Origin of the sequence: Natronosalvus amylolyticus, assembly GCF_024298845.1 — an archaeon.
In the GTDB taxonomy this organism is placed as follows: Archaea; Halobacteriota; Halobacteria; order Halobacteriales; family Natrialbaceae; genus Natronosalvus; species Natronosalvus amylolyticus.
The window spans coordinates 960,932-976,752 of sequence record NZ_CP101156.1 but is presented as its reverse complement, the minus strand read 5'-3'; the positions used below and the strand labels follow the sequence as shown (position 1 = coordinate 976,752).

Genomic DNA, 15,821 nt, shown 5'->3' with positions numbered 1-15,821 from the left:
GAGAGCCCGCACGCACCGTGAATGGCGTCCGCGTGTGGTTTCAGGTTCGCACTCTCGTGACCGCCAAAGCGGGCGCAAAAAGGCACAGCGCTTAGGACACTATACCGGAACAGGTAGACGAAGACAAGTTAGAAGCTGAAGTCACCGAATTCAAACGGGAACTCGAAGAAGAGGTGGGAGCACAATCGAAGGCCAGTAGCGGACACACATGGCCGGTAAGCACTGGTCACAATCGAGCAAAGCCGTCAGAAGCGGGCGCTACTGGCAACCCCAGTCTTGTACCGACATGCGTGACAAGCACTACAGCGGCCCGTACGGGCCGGCACGAACCTTCTTGTCACAGCCTCTCGTATAAGTGATTGAACCGTCAGCCGAAGCGGGCAGCAAGTCGAGCTCAGAAGATGATTGGGAACCCTCGGACCAAGCATTTGGTGGATATTTTGCCCGACGCGGGAGTTTCGAGCACTGTTTCAGAGATGGCCCTTTGTACGATCTCACGAATCAAGGAGATATATTATTCGCGCCCGGAATGGCCTGAAACCGTTGTGGCGGAAGGATTGTAACTTGCTCAGCGAAACCACCGCACGCTATGGTCATGTCCGGTGCCTACATATCGAACGCGTCCCTTCGTAACTTTCGCTTCTGCGATGGGGATCGGATGTCGTAATGCTGTTCCATCGTTTCCTGAGAAGTATCTACTCGTTGAGATAGAAGCGACGGGTCTACGCCGTTGTCAAGCCACGCGCTAATTGAAGAGCGGCGGATGTCATGCGGTGATACCGACTCGTTGCACTTACTGTTGCGCTTAGCTTCGCACGTGCACCCGTCATCAATCCCACCGCACGCCGTTAGTGCGTAGATTCTGCGCCGGATTGATGAGCGGGCAAGACGACCGTGATTCGATCCGAGTAGGGGTTCCCGGCCATGTGGGTCGGTTACGTCGGGGCGACGATCGTTGATCCACGCGTTGAGTATATCCGCGACCCATCCGTGTAGATTCACTTCTCGTTCACTCTTCTCCTTATTTTTGAGTGGAGTCCCGGTATCCGGTCGGTGGGCAACATTGCACCATCGATCTAAGTGATGTACGTCCTTGACGTCCAGCGTTCGCACCCCAGAGATTCGCATTGAACACGTCCAGATGAGTGCTAAGAGAACGTGGTCGATTGATGCGTAATGATAACGTTCTAAATCATCAAGGATAGATGCGACACGGTCTGGATCAATCGCCGAGTCGCGTGCTACTCCGTCCCGAGTTGGCAGCACTATTGCCTCCGGAACCTGTTCCGTACACCACCCCATGCGGTGACAAAATCTAAGGAATAGGCGCACAACGCAGAGTTGGTTGTACATCGTGTTTGAATTAATGTCGCTGCTACGAGCGCGGCGAAATCGTGAGAGATCGATCGGTTCGACGTCCCCAATGTCTGCAAGCTCGCCGGCACCCCCAGACCATTCTTTGAATCTTTTCAGCTGGTAGCGGTGGTTCTGAATGGATGAATCCGAGAGTTCGGTTTCGCGTTCGTTCAGGTACGCTTCGATAGCTTCGGGTACTGTTGGCATGCTTTCTGACTCCGTGCCTGGAAGTGCGAAGCAAGCGATTGCTGGTGATCTCAGCCATTGTTTCTGTGGCACCTTCACCCGTAGTCGGAAGGCCCGCCCGCGCAGCGTAGCGAGCAGGCAGGAACCGAGAGCGGAACGAAAAGTCGGCAGTGAGACGTGCAGCGAGCGGAGCGAGCGAACGTCGAACGTTAGAAGGAGCGCGAAAGGCGGTTTATTTCGCGTTCCTTCAAGCAGTTCAAATCTGCCCCAACCCACTCAGTTTGCGCCGAACAAACTCGTGAGGCGCAAATCCGTTACGTTGGGCAGATTTGAACCAGACGAGTCGCAGCCCGGGAAGCGAACGGAGTGAGCGACCCGGAACGTCTTGGCGAGGTTCAAATCTGGCCCAACCTCAATCAGCCTGTAAGTCCCAACCTCAATCAGCCTGTAAGTCCCAACCTCAATCAGCCTGTAAGTCCCAACCTCAATCAGCCTGTAAGTCCCAACCTCAATCAGCCTGTAAGTCCCAACCTCAATCAGCGGTTAGCTCGTCGCTTCCGTCGCGTGTTTTGGGGTCCGGTGTCGGGCGTGGCATCTCCTCGAGTTCGCGCATGCGGGCGTCTTTGGTCAGTCGCTCGTACTGTCGTTGCCAGGCGTCCTCGGGAAAGAGGTCGTTTTCGTCGAACAGGTCTCGAGCCCGTTGGGTGAGTTGATAGAACTTGTAGGGATAGCCTCGAGTTCGTTCGCCGGCTGGAATCGTGAGTTCGGAGACGACGCCGACCTCTTTGAGGACGGCGAGGTGGCCTCTGATGGTGTCTTTCTCGAGGCTCGGATTGGTCTTGTCGAGTTCGTCGACGCTGGGTGCGCCCTGGGGATGGCCAACGATGTCGGCGATGATGTTGGCTCGACTCGTGACGGTCACCGCCTGAAGGAGGTGCCAGCGGCCGCCACTCTCGTTTTGGTGGCCTGGTGGGTGCATATGCGATGATACGTCGTCCACTTGCATAAGTATACGGATTTTTGAGGCCAGTAGTTACACAAGTAATGACGACAGTAATTGCTACGCGTCTCGAGCCGGTCACCATCAGGTTCAATTAGTCGGTGTGCGAACGGTGACGCGATGGACGAGACGACGGAATCGAAGATAGACGTCGACGGACTGGCGTTTTCGTTCGAGGAACACGAACGCCTGAAGACGTTGCTCCACGGTGAGCGGTTCCGGGAACTCGCCTACAGTGATCGTCGGTATCTGGTACTCGGCGACGGTGGGGAGACGAAGCGTGCGGACCGACGGATGCGCGTTTACGACCAACTCGGGTCTCGATCGAACGCGACTGCGTTCAGACTCGAGGATTTCGACCTTTCGCCGGACGAACTTGCCCTCTGGGCGGCCGCCTACGAGAACCTGTGTGCGAAAGCGACGCACATCGTGGCGGTGATCGAAGATTACGCGGGTGGGTACGTCTGGGAGCTCGGCTACCTGTTCCACGAGGACATCCGGGAGAAGGTGTGGGTCTGTAAACGCGACTACGGGAGTGAGACGGCAAACCGCGGTCACTACGACAACGGTATGGCCGCCTCACACTTGCAGTTACTCGAAAACGCCGACCGAACTTGCAGATGGACTGACGACGAGGACCTCGAGACGGCAATCGAGTCGATTCCCTGATCGGAAGCCGAAAACCGGTGAGGTCACGCGTCGATGTGAGTGTCGAACCTGCTGACCGCCATCGGTTCGACTCATGGCTCACTAGGGGCTTCCCAAACCTGCAGTTGTGGGTGAAATCATGCGGTGTGGTTCGATTTCACTCACCGGTCGACATTTGGGAAGGTACTATCGTAGCCAGTGAAACGATTCACACACCTATCACGACGCCCATTTGCGATAGGGTGTCACTGACTTTCACTGGCTACTAGAGGCCGATGTCTGTTCGACGACGGTGCCAGTCGAGCGTTCTTCGAGCAATCTCGTCCCGGCCGTTGACTCGATCTTTCGCAGCGTGTCGGGTTGCCCGATCGTATAGAGGCGGTCACCCGCCCGAATTGTCCGGTCGTCCGTTGGGATAGACTCGAGGCCGCCATCGCCAGCCTGAATCGCGATCACGGCTACCTCGAGGGCTCGAATCGATTGCCCCACGTACGGGCTCGAGGCCGTACATTCGATGATGCTCATCGTCTTTTCGTCACGCCGGAGCATCGTCGCGAACTCGCGGTCAGGGTGTGATTCTGGGGCGAGCGTCATCAGCCGATACGACCCTGCCGGGTCCACTGTCGCAGCCGTTGATTCGTTCAGGATGAGCGTCGCGACGTCGTCGACGCTGGCACGGAACTCTCCTGTCCCGACACGTTCCGGGTCATCGACGGCGTCAGTCCGCCACAGTTGGACGGTATCGCCGGGCGAGGCGCTGAACGGTGGATCGGCCCTGACAGCAATTGCGACGTACTCCGGTGGGACCGTCGGTCCGATACCTGCTGCACGCTTGCCGACCGCCAGGTAGGAGATGGTGCCGTCCACGTCGATGTCGACGTCGACGTACCCGATATCGTGTTCGTCTTTGAGACGACTCGTGAGCTGGCTCTCGAGTGCCGCAATCGTGATACCGCGAGGGAAATCCATGGTTTTGCCGGCCAATTTAGCTTTGGTTTCTGCGGGAACGTCGTCGTAGCCGTCGATATCGGCGACATCCGCAGGCAGTGTGACGGTGACCGACCGCCCGGTGGCTCGGACGAGCGGGCTCAAGTCGGGTTGGAACGTCGTCCAGTTGAACCGGTCACTGGTACCGGCCCTGTCACCCGCATACCTGCCACCGTAACACGCGATGCCTGCGGCGACGAACACGGCCACGTTGAGGAACGCTTCGCTGGCCTCGAGCGGGTCACCGGTATCGCCGACGAACTGAACGAAGATCAGCCGCGTATTGAGATAGATGGCGACGGCTCCGAGGCCAAGGATGAGGGCGGCCCCTTCCGGTAACGAGACCCGAAGTTTGGCGCGAAACACGAACGCTGCGAGCGCGGTGACGAATCCGGCTAGCACCGACAACCCGCCGATACGAACGCCGGCTTCGACGAGCGGATGGGTCAGGACGGACGCCAGCAGACTCATGCTGTGACCTCCTCGAACGTGCGGAGGCTATCCGGCTTTCCGACCACGTGGACGACATCACCTGCCTGCAAAGTGGTCGAGCCATCGGGACAGAGCACGCGCTCGAGCGGGCGTCGAAGCGCGAGGATGGCAACGTCGTAGGTGTCACGGATCTGTATGTCTCCGATTGCCGCCCCAACGAGATTGCTGTCGGCCCCGATCGTCAGTTTTCGGAAACGATTCCCGTCGGCTTTGAGCACGCCGATGGCTTCGTATTCTCGCTGTTTTCCCCGGGAGTGAATGACCATGGGCGCAAACTCTGCTCGGATAACGGCTCGGGCATCCGCCTGCGAGCACAACAGTGTAACGTATCCTTCACCCCCGGTGGTCGTCGACGCGGTCGGCGTGGATTCGAATTCGACATCGGTATCGGCGGCGTTGTCGGGCGGTTCAGCGACGTTGCCTATGGGTTGATTGCCCGTGTCCACAGCGTCGGCCGATCGAGCACTCACGACCGTTCCAGTGACGGTATCTTCCGGCAGATGAAGTGTGGCGACGTCTCCACGAGCGACGCCGGTCGGGAGGGCGGTCCGTATCGACACTGCACGTTTGCCCGGCGGAACGCGTCGGGACAGGCCGGCGATCATCGGTGCCACGGCGATCTGTGCTCGACCCTGGGCGTCGATGGAGACGGATGCCTCGACGAGCTCGTACTCCGTCCGAAGGCGTTCCTCGAGGCGGGCCTCGAGTTCGCTGATCGGGAGGTCGACCCGAAACTTCCAGGAATCGCCACTGAGTCGCTCGCGGACCTCAGCAGACAGCGGGGGGTAGCCATCGATGGCCTCGATCTCGCCGATCGGCCGTATCCGAATCTGGCCGAACGAATCGACTCGGTCGGCGATATCGGTGGACAACCGTGCCTCCCGGAGCGTCTTGAGGGTGAGGTGACGCGGCGTGGCTTCACCGAGTTTATCTCCCTGACTGTGTGCCCACAGACACGCCATCAGGATGACGAGGACGGCCGTAATCCCGGTCCAGCTTTCAGCCAGGGTCGGATCGATGAGTCCCATCAGTCCACCGGAGACGCCGGCGAGCGCACCACCGAGAGCAACGACACCGAGCCCTGGCACGGTGACGCTGGTGAAATATTTGAACACGAAGCCGATCAAAAACGCCACGAAGGAGGGGAAGATAGCGGCCAATAATCCGAGGTATATCCCGACGAGAATCTCCGTAACGGGTATCGTACTCATTAGGCACCTACAGACACTGGATCCCTAAATATCGTCTCCCTCGAGGGATCAGCGTCGCGAGTGCGATCATCGATTCGATAGCTGATTCGAGTAACGGTCTGTAATGGCCAGTGAAAGTCAGTGTACGCCTTTTCACGAGATGTCGTCGCAGTAGATCTGTGAGTCGTTTCACTGGCCACTATACAACGACAGTCCAATCCGACCACAAGACGTTTCACCGGACTCGAGTAACCACGTCGTATGTCATCTAATCTCGAGACGCCGATGCGAGTAAAGCCCTACTGGGAACCGCTCCTCGCGGATATCGACGCGACGGTTGCGGAGTACGAAGAAAACGGCTACGACGGGACGGCCTTACACCCCGGTCCAGTGACCGTGCTCGGTCCAGGTGCGTACGAGGGCTCCGCAGGGTTGAGCGTGTTGTTGCCAAAGAGCGCCTACGAAACCCTCGAGGGGCTGGTCGAGGACGCCGATCCTGACGGGATCGACGTCTACGCCTCCGTTGCTGACGAGCTCGTTCTCCTTGGGCTGTTCATCCGCTTCGAAGCTGCCGGTCGGGTGCTGGGACTGCCTGCGTACTACGACCGGTCGAACGCCGATGCGATGCTCGAGTGGGCGGACGAACACGGAAACCTGGATCTCCATCTGCGGACGCTCGGTGGCGAGCGGCTCGTACTCTCCTGTGTTGAACCGGATCGATTCGTGCCGACGGACGAGGAAGCAGGCTGATAGCGACCCCCGGACCGTTCAGGACACGATTGACGAAAGGGTCGGCCTGGCCGTCACACGCCAGCCGGTTGGTGATTGCCACTGAAAAGTGTGCGCAGACCGGATTAGTCCGCCTGGTGTGTCGCCATCGGGCCGTCGACCGTTGCTCGCAGGGTAAACGCTCGGTCTTCGCGGTCGCCCGGCTCAAGATAGCCGATTGCGAACCCGGTGTAGGCGACCCCCCGATCGAGATCGACGTCGAAACTGGCGACGGTCGTATCTGGGTCGCCGGCGGGGCGGATATCGAGCGTGTACGAGGCTGCTGGGATTGCGACGTAGTTAGTCGACTGGCCGAATGCGACGTCTTCGATAATCGGGTTGTCGCCGTCGTTTGCGTAGATGTCGACCGCGGGCGCGTCGGGAGCGGCGTGGACAGCTCGCAAGAGTACCGAGCCGTCGTCGATCAGGACGTGTGGTCTGAACGTCCCGGCACCGAGTTCCCCGATAGCGGCGACCGTGTAGAAGGCACGACCGAGCCACAGATCGCCTTCGAACGCAACTGTGTCAGCGTCGCCAGCGGCCGTGATCGTCACGGTGTAGGTTCCCGGCGTGATCTCGAGGTAGGGCGTGATCGAGTCGTAGGCGAGGTCGGCGATGACGCGTTCACCATCGACGTAGACGTCCACGTTGGGTGCGTCGGGGGAGAAGTGAGCGACTCGGAGGGCAGTCATCGGTGCCGCCGGTTCGTGTTCGCCGGGTGCCTCATCTTCGTCGTCGTATGTGTCGTCTCGTTCGTCGTCGTCGTGTTCGCCGCGCGCGAAAACGGTGCCGCTGCTCATTGCTAGTCCACCGGCAGCGGTTATGGTCTGTCGTCGGGATACTGGCATGGTACGAACGAATCGCAGGATGGAACCCGTATAAATAGCTGCGTCAGTACAGTTGACTCTCCTCGGTCAGGGAATATGTACACCGTTCTTCGCTTCCGGAGTGTCCGTGTAAGGTGAACGTGAGCCGGTATGGCTCGTCCTATTCTTCACTTTCGGATTCGTACACCGTCGCGTCTTTTCCGCTCGGTGCCCCGACGGCGAGCACCTCGAGCGACTCGTCCGCAGCGTCCGGATTGTAGCCGCGGTGGTAGTTTCCTGGCTCGACAACGAAGAGCGAGCCTGCCTCGACGACGTACTCCCTATCGGGTGTCTCGACGTGCAAGGTTCCCTCGATGACGTAAAACGCCTCCTCCTGTGTCTCGTGTGCGTGGTAGTGCATCGGGATCTGTTCGCCGGGATCGGCCGTGATGTGGTTGAGTCCGAGGTGCTCGAGGTCGAGCGCGCCACTGATCGACCGAAAGTCTCGTCCGGGGGCATCGAACGGCGCGATGTTAGTTGGGGAAATTGTATGGTATCCCATAGCAGGATATTCGCTACAAACCCCACAGGTGTTACGGTCCGAGTCCTGTTCTGAGTCGAGTCGGGCCGTCAACGCCACCCATACTATGATTTCAATAGTGATGGTGCCAAATCAGGTACAAGTTTCATAGCAACTATGAAAATAAATCGATGGTAGTATGGATATAGTAGCAAAGCAGATCATTATTCCGCCACGAGCGGCCGATGGATGGCTCGATACCCTCCTTCGGTCGACTCGAGGTCGGCAACCGTGTACAGCTTGATCCCGGTTTCCATCGAGGTCACGACCGGCACGTCGTAGTGTTCGGCCGTGTACTCGAGACTGGTGCCGTCCGGCCGCTCTCGCTGTCGGTCGACGAACGCCCGGTGGCGCTCGAGCCGGCCAGCAGCGATCGATTTCGAGAGCGCTGGTAGATCGGCGAGACGGTCCTCGAACACGTCCCGAAAGCCCGCCTCGAGTTCACAACCGATCGAATTTCGGCCGGCACACATCGCCGCAATCGACGTCGTTCCAGTCCCCCAGAACGGGTCGAGAACGGTGTCGCCGTAGGCGGAGTACATACAGAGGAGTCGGTAGGGGATCTCGAGGGGGTAGGCTGCCGAGCGTTCCCGGAGGCCCCCTCGAGTGTCTGTGGCCGCGTGGTTCGCATCGTCCGCATTCGTCCCCCCGTTCTCGAGTGTTTGTAGTGTTCCGGTGACATCCGTCCAGAGGTCGGTGAACCACCGATTGCGTTCCTCCCAGAAGTACGCGGCTTCGTACCGGTCGTCGGCTCCCGGGGGGAACGACCGACTGGTTTTTCCCTTACGGAAGACGAGTACGTACTCGTGCTCGAGTGTCACGTACGCGTTCGGGGGGATCATTCCGCTTCCCATGAACTTGGCCGCGCTGTTGGCCGGCTTTCGCCACAGAATCTCGGGAAGGGGTTCGAAGCCACGTGCCTCGAGGTCGTCGATAACTCGCGCGTGGTTCTGGTAGACACGAAAGCTCTCCTCGAGCGTCCGCGTCGCGTCGCCGACGTTGATACAGGCAATGCCGCCATCGACCAGCACCCGCTCGATCTCGGCCCATACGCGGTCCAGTTGGGCGTGCATCGCGTCGAACGCTCCAGCCCCGTCTCCTGCCTCGAGGGCGTCACCGATGGCCGGATCGAGGGTGGTGAAGAGGTCGTCCCACATTTCGATCATCGGATACGGTGGCGAGGTGACCACGAGTTCGACCGACTCGTCCGGGACGCTCGAGAGGTCGCGGGCGTCTCCGATCACGACACGGTGGGTCGTCTCCATCAGTTCACAGTGTCGCCGTCGCCCTCTTAGGTCTTCTCACCCGTCGGCAGTATCTGTCGGAGGTAGTGAAACGATTTCCACAGCTACCGCAATGGCGTCTTGCGGTAGGATGTGCATGGACTTTCGCTGACTACCATAGTTGCGGGCTATCGACCGGCTCGAGTGGTGTATGAAAGGCAGTTTACAGGTGAGCTATGAAAGGCAGTTCTCGAGCAAACGTTCTTAGCTCGATTCGTCGGTCCCACCGGGCGTGGTTTCCGCTTCGTCGTTTGCCGTTTCGCCAGTCGCTGTAGTATCGTCGGGGTCGACACCTTCCGCTTCCGTCGGTGAATCAGCGTCCGTTTCGGTTTCGCCGGACCTCGATTCCTCGCCCTCGAAGCTCGAGTCGACGGCATCGACGGCCGGTTCGAAGGTTTCGATGGGTTCCCACTCGTCGTCCGCCGATTGTCGGCGACGCCAGAGTACGGCAGCCCCGACGATGCCACCACCGAGGGCGAGCAGTTTGGCGAGCGACCGGCCACCTTCCTCTGCGTCCGTTGTCTCGTCCGTCTCCTCTGCCGTCTCCGGCGTCGACTCGAGTTCGACGTCGGCATCAGCTTCGATGTCGACGCTCGCTTCGGTCGTGCGCTCGAAGAGTTTGGCTCGACCGGCGAGGTAGCCGGCGAGCGCTCCGAGACTCACCAGTCCACCGGCAGCCGGAATCCAGCGTTTTGCCGGCGGGGTCGTTTCGTCGGCTTCCTCGACGGCCTCGAGAATCGGGTCTCGCATCGGCGTTTCCATTCCTTTTTCGACTGCACCCTTCACGAGGCGCTCGGAGAGTGGCGTTTCCGATTCGTGTTGTTCGTCATCGGGCATATTTTCGACCACCACACCACGACGGATAGTTCTGTACACCGTTTCGATTCGTTTTCCGCGTTGCTCGAGCAGTAAGGAGCCCCTACTGACTGCGGAACTGTTCGGCGAAATGCTCGAGCCTTGACGGAGTACCAGTTCGGCTACAACGGAACGGTGACGCCCAGTGCCTCGAGAGCAGCTATCCCCCCGAACCCGTAGCCAAAGAGAAGGAGCGCCGGTACGAAGCCGGCGAGTAATGCACGGATGAGGGACGTCTCGTGAACGATACGCAAGCCAGCGACCAGCAATATGGCTCCGTACAGACAGGCAACCGCGCGGATCGCGGGAATCGGGACGCCAGCCACCACGCACGGGGCCGTTGCGTAGGCGAGAACCTGTACGGTCTGGCTAATGCCGGCACGATCGTTCACGACCACCAGCAAAAATAGCGTCTGGAGGGCCGACAACAGGTGTAATCCGAGCGGCGCAACCAGCAAGACAACGAGACTAATCCAGAACGCAGCCGCGAGGACTGGCGAGACGGGAAGTGACGGGAACGATTCCGGCGTGAAGACGTACTGGGACGTGACCGCGACCAGCACGACGGTCATCAGAAACGTCAATCCGGGAGCCTGATCGCCCGGAGAGACGCCTGTGCGAAAGAACCGCTGAGGGCGTACCAGCACCTCGAGCCAGGCCCGAGCCAGTCCGCGCGGTCCTCGGTCACGGCCGCCTTCGGGGTTTTCGATCCACTGGGTCATCGGGTTAGTCTCGTCGGATTGTGTGACAGTGACGACAGCGTGCTTCGTAGGATTCTTCGGCACCGACGAGGGTCGTCGGGTCGTCGACGTGGGCCGGTTCGCCGTTAATCATCCGTTGTGTTCTGGTGGCTGGCTCACCGCACTGCGTACAGATAGCTCGGAACTTTTCGACGTATTCGGCGACGGCAATCAGTTGTGGCATGGGTTGGTAGGGTTCCCCACGAAAGTTCAGGTCGAGACCGCTGACGATGACCCGCCGGCCGTCGCCGGCGAGTCGCTCACAGCACTCGACGAGCGCCGGGGTAAAGAAGTTCCCCTCGTCGAACGCGACGACTTTCTCGCCGTTCAGGTGCTCGTTGACGGCTTCGAAATCGCTGTCCGGTTCGACGGCAACTGCCTCCCATCGTCGACCATCGTGTGACCCCACCGCGTCTTTGCCGTATCGGTCGTCGATCGCTGGCGTAAACACGGCGACATCCTGTCCCGCGATCTCCGCGCGACGAAGCCGACGGAGCAGTTCTTCGGTCTTCCCGGAGAACATACTGCCGGTGACGACTTCGATCCACCCACTGTTCGTGATCGCGTGCATCGGATGAAAGCGGGGAAAGCCGTGGTTAAAGCGTTTGCCAAATCGAGCCGCGAGTCCAGACGTTGAGCGTGGGTTTCGATGGCTTCGAACGCATCGATTAACGAAAGCCCCCGTCTCCGTACGGTGGGTATGAGCGTTATCCGCCAGTCGGACGCGTTCGGTCGGCACACCCGACGTCGACTGGTCGGTGTGGGTGCTGCCGTCTGCGCAGCGACGCTCGAGACGCTCGCTGTTGGCGTGTGGTTCCTGCTGGTTGTCGACGGCTCGCGCTCGGTTTCGACGGCACTCGCCGGTTTAGGCGTTCTGTTCTGTGGCGCCTTGTTACGAATGGGCGTCTACGGGTTGACGACAACGGCCATCGACGACATTCTGACACCGGTGCGCATCGGAGCGACGCTTACGCTCGTTACCGGTTGGCTGGTCTGGTTACTCGCCGCAGAACTGACGGGTGGCGTATTTGGCCTCATCGTCGCCGGAACGCTTTTGGCGACTATTCTCACGATTCAGTTTCTGCTCGAGCGACGCGTTTTTCGGCTTACCGATACCCAGCGGGGACAGTTCACGGCACTGTTAGCAGCCGGTCTCATCGCGATTGGAGCGACCATCTTACTCGCTTCCGCCTGGTTTAGCGACTGGTCCGTTCTGAGCGAGTCATTCTCGCTCGGTGACCGGACGCTCGTTATTCAGGTCGAAGCCATTCAGGTCGGGCTGCTCGTTTTCGGCGTCTTCGTCTTCCTGGCCCATCAACGGCGTTTTCAACAGACGCTCGAGCCCTGAGCCGAATTCCGAAACCAATCTTCACGCGCCGACGTTCTGATCCCCTTCGAACGAGCCAGGATCCGGTTCGATGGCCGCGTACTGGACGACTCGCCGACCGAGCGTCGCGACTCGTTCCTCGAGTTTCTCGTCGACGAATACCCCGCCTTCGATTGCGCTGCTCGCCCGCGGAATGGCGACCTGATGGGGCAACACCCAGGCGTTGAGTGCCCGGCACACAGAGCGCAGGTGCTCGAGTGTGGTCACGGGGAACGACCCACCAGCGACGCCAACGAGGCCGACCGTCTTGTCTTCGAACTCATCAAATCCGCAGTAATCCAGCGCCGTTTTTAGCGGCGATGAGTACGAGCCGTGATACATCGGCGATCCGAGGATGATCGCATCGGCATCGCGGAGGACTCGAGCCAACTCGGCTGCGTCCCCGGCGTCTTCCCGGTCGACGTCGCCATCGAACAGCGGCAGGTCGAACTCGCGGAGGTCGAGAAGGTCGGTTTCGGCTCCGACATCCCCTGCCCCCTCGAGCGCCCGTTGTAGCGTGGCTCGCGTAAAGCTCTCATCGCGCAGACTCCCACAGACGGCAACGACGTGTACGTCAGTCATGGCTCACTCGAGGCACTCATGGGATAAAAAAGGCAGCGCCCGGTGGAGACGAGTCCGAAAGGGAACGTAATTACTACGTCGCGCTCTCGATAGCAGCCTCGAGATCGGCGATGATGTGGCCGGGGTCCTCGATACCGACCGAGAGACGGATCAGGTCATCGGTGACGCCAGAGGATTCTTTCTCCTCGGCGCTCAGTTGCTGGTGGGTCGTGCTGGCGGGGTGGATGATGAGCGTTTTTGCGTCGCCGACGTTTGCCAGCAGACTCGCGAGTTCGGTCGATTCGACGGTCTGTCTGGCCGCTTCGTACCCCGCTTCCAGGCCGAAGGTGATCATGCCGCCGTAGCCACCATCGAGGTACTGGCTGGCGTTGTCGTGTGTGGGGTGTGATTCGAGGCCGGGGTAAGTGACCCAGGAGACGGCCTCGTGATCCTCGAGGAACTCGGCGACGGCCATCGCGTTTTCGCAGTGACGTTCCATTCGCAGCGGCAGCGTCTCGAGGCCCTGAATCGTCTGCCAGGCGTCGAACGGCGATTGCTGGTTGCCCAGATCACGAAGCCCGCGAGCGATGGCGGCGTAGGTAAACGCGGCGTCGCCGAACGTTTCCGCGAAATTGACTCCGTGATAGGCCGGATTATCGGCGGCAATTTCGGGATATTTTTCGGGGTACTCTGCCCAGGGGAACGAACCACCGTCGACGACGACGCCACCGACCGTGGTCCCAGAGCCGTGGAGCCACTTGGTCGTCGAGTTCCAGACGAGGTCTGCGCCGTGCTCGAGCGGGCGGCATAGCGCGGGCGTCGCGAACGTGTTGTCGACGAACAGGGGGACGCCGTTGTCGTGAGCGATATCGGCGATTCGGCTGATATCCGGCGTGTCGAGTGCTGGATTGCCGATCGTCTCGAGGTGGACGTACGCGGTGTCCTCGTCGATGGCCTCGGCATAGCCCTCGTAATCGAGCGAATCGACGAATCGGGTAGTGATACCTCGACGCTCGACGGAGTGTGTCAGATATGTGTACGTCCCACCGTACAGCGACGAAGAGCTGACGATGTTGTCACCGGCTTCCGCGAGGAGGAACGTCGTGAGGTCGAGTGCGGCCATGCCAGAGGCCGTCACGACCGCACCCACGCCTCCTTCGAGTGCGGCCAGTCGCCCTTGCAGCGTCTCGAGCGTCGGATTCATCAACCGCGAATAAATGTAGCCCGGTTCCTCGAGGGCGAACTGGGAAGCGGCGTCGTCGGCGTCGTCGAAAACGTACGACGTGGTCTGGTACAGCGGCGGTGCTCGAGCCCCGGTCGCCGGGTCCGGCTCCTGGCCGGCGTGAAGCGAGTCGGTGGCGAGTGAACGGTCGGAGTCGTCGGTCATACGTGCACCCAGTCACCCGTCAGTTATCAGCCTAGGTAGATGGGTCAGTATTGCCGACGTCGATGACACGAACCTTGCCGACGTCCGGTCGCCGTCGAATTTTACCGCCGAAGGCGGGCGATACGCTCGGTGTCGTCGTCCCCTTTTCGCTCCTCGAGTTCGACCAGCCCGTCGTCGACCAGGTCGGCCAACAGCCCCTCGAGCCAGTCGCGACCGTGGTTTCCGTCGGGGCTGTAGTCGACGCGTATCCGGTGACCGAGGGTGTCGAGGTCGAGTTCGTCGTACTCCTCGAGCGTTCGCACGATGCGCCCACGGAACTGCCGTCGACTCCCGTCGAACGCGGACTGCGTGGGAACGTCCGGGGCCGTGAAATCGCCGGTCTCGTAGGCGTGACACCACTCTCGCCATGGACAGTCTGCCGTGTCACACCGCGGCTGTTTGGTACAGGCGACGGCCCCTAGTTCCATGATCGCGTTGTTCCACACGCGGGACTCGCCGTCGGGAAGCAGGCGGTTCGCCGCGGCTTCGAACGCGTCGTCGTCATCCGGCACGTCGAACGCCCGATAACAGACGCGTTTGACGTTGGTGTCGACGACGGCATTGCCGTTGTTGAACGCAAAACTCGCGACGGCGTTGGCCGTGTACGGGCCGACGCCCATCAGTTCCTCGAGTTCCGTCGGCGACTGCGGGAATTCGCCGTCGAATTGTGGGTCGGATTCGATCTGTTTCGCCGCCTCGTGGAGGTACTTTGCACGGTTGTTGTACCCGAGACTGTGAGACGACCAGAAGCCGACGACAGCCGCCCGGTCGGCGGCAGCCAGCGCCTCGGTCGTCGGCCAGCGCTCGAGGAAATCGGCCCAGGCGTCGACGACCCGGTCGAGCTGGGTCTGCTGGCTCATCACCTCGCTGATGAGGATTTCGTAGGGATCTTCGGTTTCCCGCCAGGGATAGGAGCGATGATCGTCCTCGTACCACTCGATCAGTGCCGACTGGACTTCCTCGAGGGTCTCGTCGTCCAACCCCCTCAAATCGTCGTCGACATCTCCGGAGTCACTCATTGGAACGAGATATCGAACGGACGACCTTACGGCTGGCGATTGGCGACATAGCACGCCTTCGACCTCGCACCTGCTCAGGTCTGGGAAGCCACTGGACACGAAAATGCCACCGGACACGACGATGGCTGTGATGGGCTCCTCGAAGGCGGTCACGACCTCGAGCGCAAACGTCTTTACACCCTGTTCGTGAGTCTCTGTATGAGCCTCGATGATTTGAACGCCGAGATGCAGGACACGTACAGTGGGTACGACGACGAACTCGCGCTTTCGCTGGACCGCGAAACGCGAAACGAACTGGCGCTCCTCGAGACGGCCCTCGAGCCGGAGTCGACGGACGAACTCGTTCGCCGGGCGATTCATCTGCTGTTTCAGTCGACTGTCGAGACCGGCCGGATGGACTTTCATCTGCGTTCAGGCTTCGACGTCACCTACGACGAGTACCTGTCTGGGATGACGTTCGACGACATGACCGGCGCGAATTCGTACCCATCACTCGACGAGGAGCGACGATACCGGTTCTGATAGCCACTCTCGGAATAATCGAAACGAGCGATGGAA

At 60.3% G+C, this 15,821-nt stretch carries 17 protein-coding genes; 4 read left to right on the top strand and 13 right to left on the bottom strand.

Translation table 11 applies throughout. The annotated features are described in order from the left end of the window. Positions 1-606: 606 nt before the first annotated feature. Complete coding sequence (locus tag NLK60_RS04620; protein ID WP_343233728.1) at positions 607-1,302, bottom strand: tyrosine-type recombinase/integrase; 696 nt, start codon at positions 1,300-1,302, stop codon at positions 607-609. 772 nt (positions 1,303-2,074) lie between these two features. Beyond that, positions 2,075-2,521 (bottom strand): helix-turn-helix domain-containing protein, encoded by a 447-nt coding sequence (locus NLK60_RS04615; protein WP_254809718.1) that lies wholly within the window; start codon positions 2,519-2,521, stop codon positions 2,075-2,077. A 141-nt stretch (positions 2,522-2,662) separates the two neighbouring features. Between NLK60_RS04615 and NLK60_RS04610 the strand changes: the two genes are divergently transcribed. Further along, the gene (locus tag NLK60_RS04610; RefSeq protein WP_254809717.1) at positions 2,663-3,211 is read left to right on the top strand and encodes a DUF8170 family protein; all 549 of its coding nucleotides are present in this window, start codon (positions 2,663-2,665) and stop codon (positions 3,209-3,211) included. A gap of 234 nt (positions 3,212-3,445) precedes the next feature. Here NLK60_RS04610 and NLK60_RS04605 read toward each other — a convergent pair whose 3' ends face one another. After that, positions 3,446-4,648, bottom strand: coding sequence for a TrkA C-terminal domain-containing protein (locus NLK60_RS04605; protein WP_254809716.1), 1,203 nt, complete (start codon positions 4,646-4,648; stop codon positions 3,446-3,448). Next, complete coding sequence (locus NLK60_RS04600) at positions 4,645-5,880, bottom strand: TrkA C-terminal domain-containing protein (RefSeq protein ID WP_254809715.1); 1,236 nt, start codon at positions 5,878-5,880, stop codon at positions 4,645-4,647. The genes NLK60_RS04605 and NLK60_RS04600 overlap by 4 nt, the downstream gene beginning before the upstream one ends. A 240-nt stretch (positions 5,881-6,120) precedes the next feature. Here NLK60_RS04600 and NLK60_RS04595 point away from each other — a divergent pair, with 240 nt between their 5' ends. After that, a complete protein-coding gene (locus tag NLK60_RS04595; protein ID WP_254809714.1) occupies positions 6,121-6,609 on the top strand; it encodes a DUF7529 family protein in 489 nt (162 codons plus the stop codon). A 104-nt stretch (positions 6,610-6,713) separates the two neighbouring features. Here the strand turns inward: NLK60_RS04595 and NLK60_RS04590 are convergent, their stop codons facing one another. From NLK60_RS04590 to NLK60_RS04565, 6 genes are all read right to left on the bottom strand, one after another. Next, the gene (locus NLK60_RS04590; protein WP_425499065.1) at positions 6,714-7,475 is read right to left on the bottom strand and encodes a DUF4397 domain-containing protein; all 762 of its coding nucleotides are present in this window, start codon (positions 7,473-7,475) and stop codon (positions 6,714-6,716) included. A 139-nt stretch (positions 7,476-7,614) separates the two neighbouring features. Beyond that, positions 7,615-7,995, bottom strand: a complete 381-nt coding sequence (locus tag NLK60_RS04585) for a cupin domain-containing protein (protein WP_254809713.1) — start codon at positions 7,993-7,995, stop codon at positions 7,615-7,617. A gap of 182 nt (positions 7,996-8,177) precedes the next feature. Beyond that, a complete protein-coding gene (locus tag NLK60_RS04580; protein WP_254809712.1) occupies positions 8,178-9,278 on the bottom strand; it encodes a DNA-methyltransferase in 1,101 nt (366 codons plus the stop codon). 222 nt (positions 9,279-9,500) lie between these two features. Continuing rightward, positions 9,501-10,133 carry a hypothetical protein gene (locus tag NLK60_RS04575; protein ID WP_254809711.1) on the bottom strand — a complete coding sequence of 211 codons (633 nt, stop codon included), beginning with the start codon at positions 10,131-10,133 and terminating at the stop codon, positions 9,501-9,503. A gap of 140 nt (positions 10,134-10,273) precedes the next feature. After that, the gene (locus NLK60_RS04570) at positions 10,274-10,873 is read right to left on the bottom strand and encodes a YIP1 family protein (protein ID WP_254809710.1); all 600 of its coding nucleotides are present in this window, start codon (positions 10,871-10,873) and stop codon (positions 10,274-10,276) included. Between the two features lie 4 nt (positions 10,874-10,877). Then, positions 10,878-11,462: a thymidine kinase gene (locus tag NLK60_RS04565; protein WP_254809709.1), complete on the bottom strand. Its 585-nt coding sequence runs from the start codon at positions 11,460-11,462 to the stop codon at positions 10,878-10,880. Between the two features lie 129 nt (positions 11,463-11,591). Between NLK60_RS04565 and NLK60_RS04560 the strand changes: the two genes are divergently transcribed. Next, positions 11,592-12,239, top strand: coding sequence for a hypothetical protein (locus NLK60_RS04560; RefSeq protein WP_254809708.1), 648 nt, complete (start codon positions 11,592-11,594; stop codon positions 12,237-12,239). A 21-nt stretch (positions 12,240-12,260) separates the two neighbouring features. Here the strand turns inward: NLK60_RS04560 and NLK60_RS04555 are convergent, their stop codons facing one another. The 3 genes from NLK60_RS04555 to NLK60_RS04545 form a co-directional block, all read right to left on the bottom strand. After that, the gene (locus NLK60_RS04555) at positions 12,261-12,839 is read right to left on the bottom strand and encodes an NADPH-dependent FMN reductase (protein WP_254809707.1); all 579 of its coding nucleotides are present in this window, start codon (positions 12,837-12,839) and stop codon (positions 12,261-12,263) included. Positions 12,840-12,912: 73 nt separating this feature from the next. Continuing rightward, positions 12,913-14,205 carry an O-acetylhomoserine aminocarboxypropyltransferase/cysteine synthase family protein gene (locus NLK60_RS04550; protein ID WP_254809706.1) on the bottom strand — a complete coding sequence of 431 codons (1,293 nt, stop codon included), beginning with the start codon at positions 14,203-14,205 and terminating at the stop codon, positions 12,913-12,915. Between the two features lie 101 nt (positions 14,206-14,306). Then, the gene (locus NLK60_RS04545) at positions 14,307-15,263 is read right to left on the bottom strand and encodes an HhH-GPD family protein (RefSeq protein WP_254809705.1); all 957 of its coding nucleotides are present in this window, start codon (positions 15,261-15,263) and stop codon (positions 14,307-14,309) included. A gap of 198 nt (positions 15,264-15,461) precedes the next feature. On the opposite strand from NLK60_RS04545, the gene NLK60_RS04540 reads away from it, so the two are divergent. Next, a complete protein-coding gene (locus tag NLK60_RS04540) occupies positions 15,462-15,785 on the top strand; it encodes a ribbon-helix-helix protein (protein ID WP_254809704.1) in 324 nt (107 codons plus the stop codon). The last annotated feature ends 36 nt before the right edge of the window (positions 15,786-15,821 follow it).

Bases quoted from the DNA above. Each gene is read 5' to 3' on its own strand.
- NLK60_RS04555 (WP_254809707.1), bottom strand. From the start codon at position 12,839: ATGACTGACGTACACGTCGTTGCCGTCTGTGGGAGTCTGCGCGATGAG.
- NLK60_RS04570 (WP_254809710.1), bottom strand. From the start codon at position 10,873: ATGACCCAGTGGATCGAAAACCCCGAAGGCGGCCGTGACCGAGGACCG.
- NLK60_RS04615 (WP_254809718.1), bottom strand. From the start codon at position 2,521: ATGCACCCACCAGGCCACCAAAACGAGAGTGGCGGCCGCTGGCACCTC.
- NLK60_RS04590 (WP_425499065.1), bottom strand. From the start codon at position 7,475: ATGCCAGTATCCCGACGACAGACCATAACCGCTGCCGGTGGACTAGCA.
- NLK60_RS04560 (WP_254809708.1), top strand. From the start codon at position 11,592: ATGAGCGTTATCCGCCAGTCGGACGCGTTCGGTCGGCACACCCGACGT.
- NLK60_RS04595 (WP_254809714.1), top strand. From the start codon at position 6,121: ATGTCATCTAATCTCGAGACGCCGATGCGAGTAAAGCCCTACTGGGAA.
- NLK60_RS04580 (WP_254809712.1), bottom strand. From the start codon at position 9,278: ATGGAGACGACCCACCGTGTCGTGATCGGAGACGCCCGCGACCTCTCG.
- NLK60_RS04575 (WP_254809711.1), bottom strand. From the start codon at position 10,133: ATGCCCGATGACGAACAACACGAATCGGAAACGCCACTCTCCGAGCGC.
- NLK60_RS04620 (WP_343233728.1), bottom strand. From the start codon at position 1,302: ATGGGGTGGTGTACGGAACAGGTTCCGGAGGCAATAGTGCTGCCAACT.
- NLK60_RS04540 (WP_254809704.1), top strand. From the start codon at position 15,462: ATGAGCCTCGATGATTTGAACGCCGAGATGCAGGACACGTACAGTGGG.
- NLK60_RS04610 (WP_254809717.1), top strand. From the start codon at position 2,663: ATGGACGAGACGACGGAATCGAAGATAGACGTCGACGGACTGGCGTTT.
- NLK60_RS04565 (WP_254809709.1), bottom strand. From the start codon at position 11,462: ATGCACGCGATCACGAACAGTGGGTGGATCGAAGTCGTCACCGGCAGT.
- NLK60_RS04550 (WP_254809706.1), bottom strand. From the start codon at position 14,205: ATGACCGACGACTCCGACCGTTCACTCGCCACCGACTCGCTTCACGCC.
- NLK60_RS04600 (WP_254809715.1), bottom strand. From the start codon at position 5,880: ATGAGTACGATACCCGTTACGGAGATTCTCGTCGGGATATACCTCGGA.
- NLK60_RS04605 (WP_254809716.1), bottom strand. From the start codon at position 4,648: ATGAGTCTGCTGGCGTCCGTCCTGACCCATCCGCTCGTCGAAGCCGGC.
- NLK60_RS04545 (WP_254809705.1), bottom strand. From the start codon at position 15,263: ATGAGTGACTCCGGAGATGTCGACGACGATTTGAGGGGGTTGGACGAC.
- NLK60_RS04585 (WP_254809713.1), bottom strand. From the start codon at position 7,995: ATGGGATACCATACAATTTCCCCAACTAACATCGCGCCGTTCGATGCC.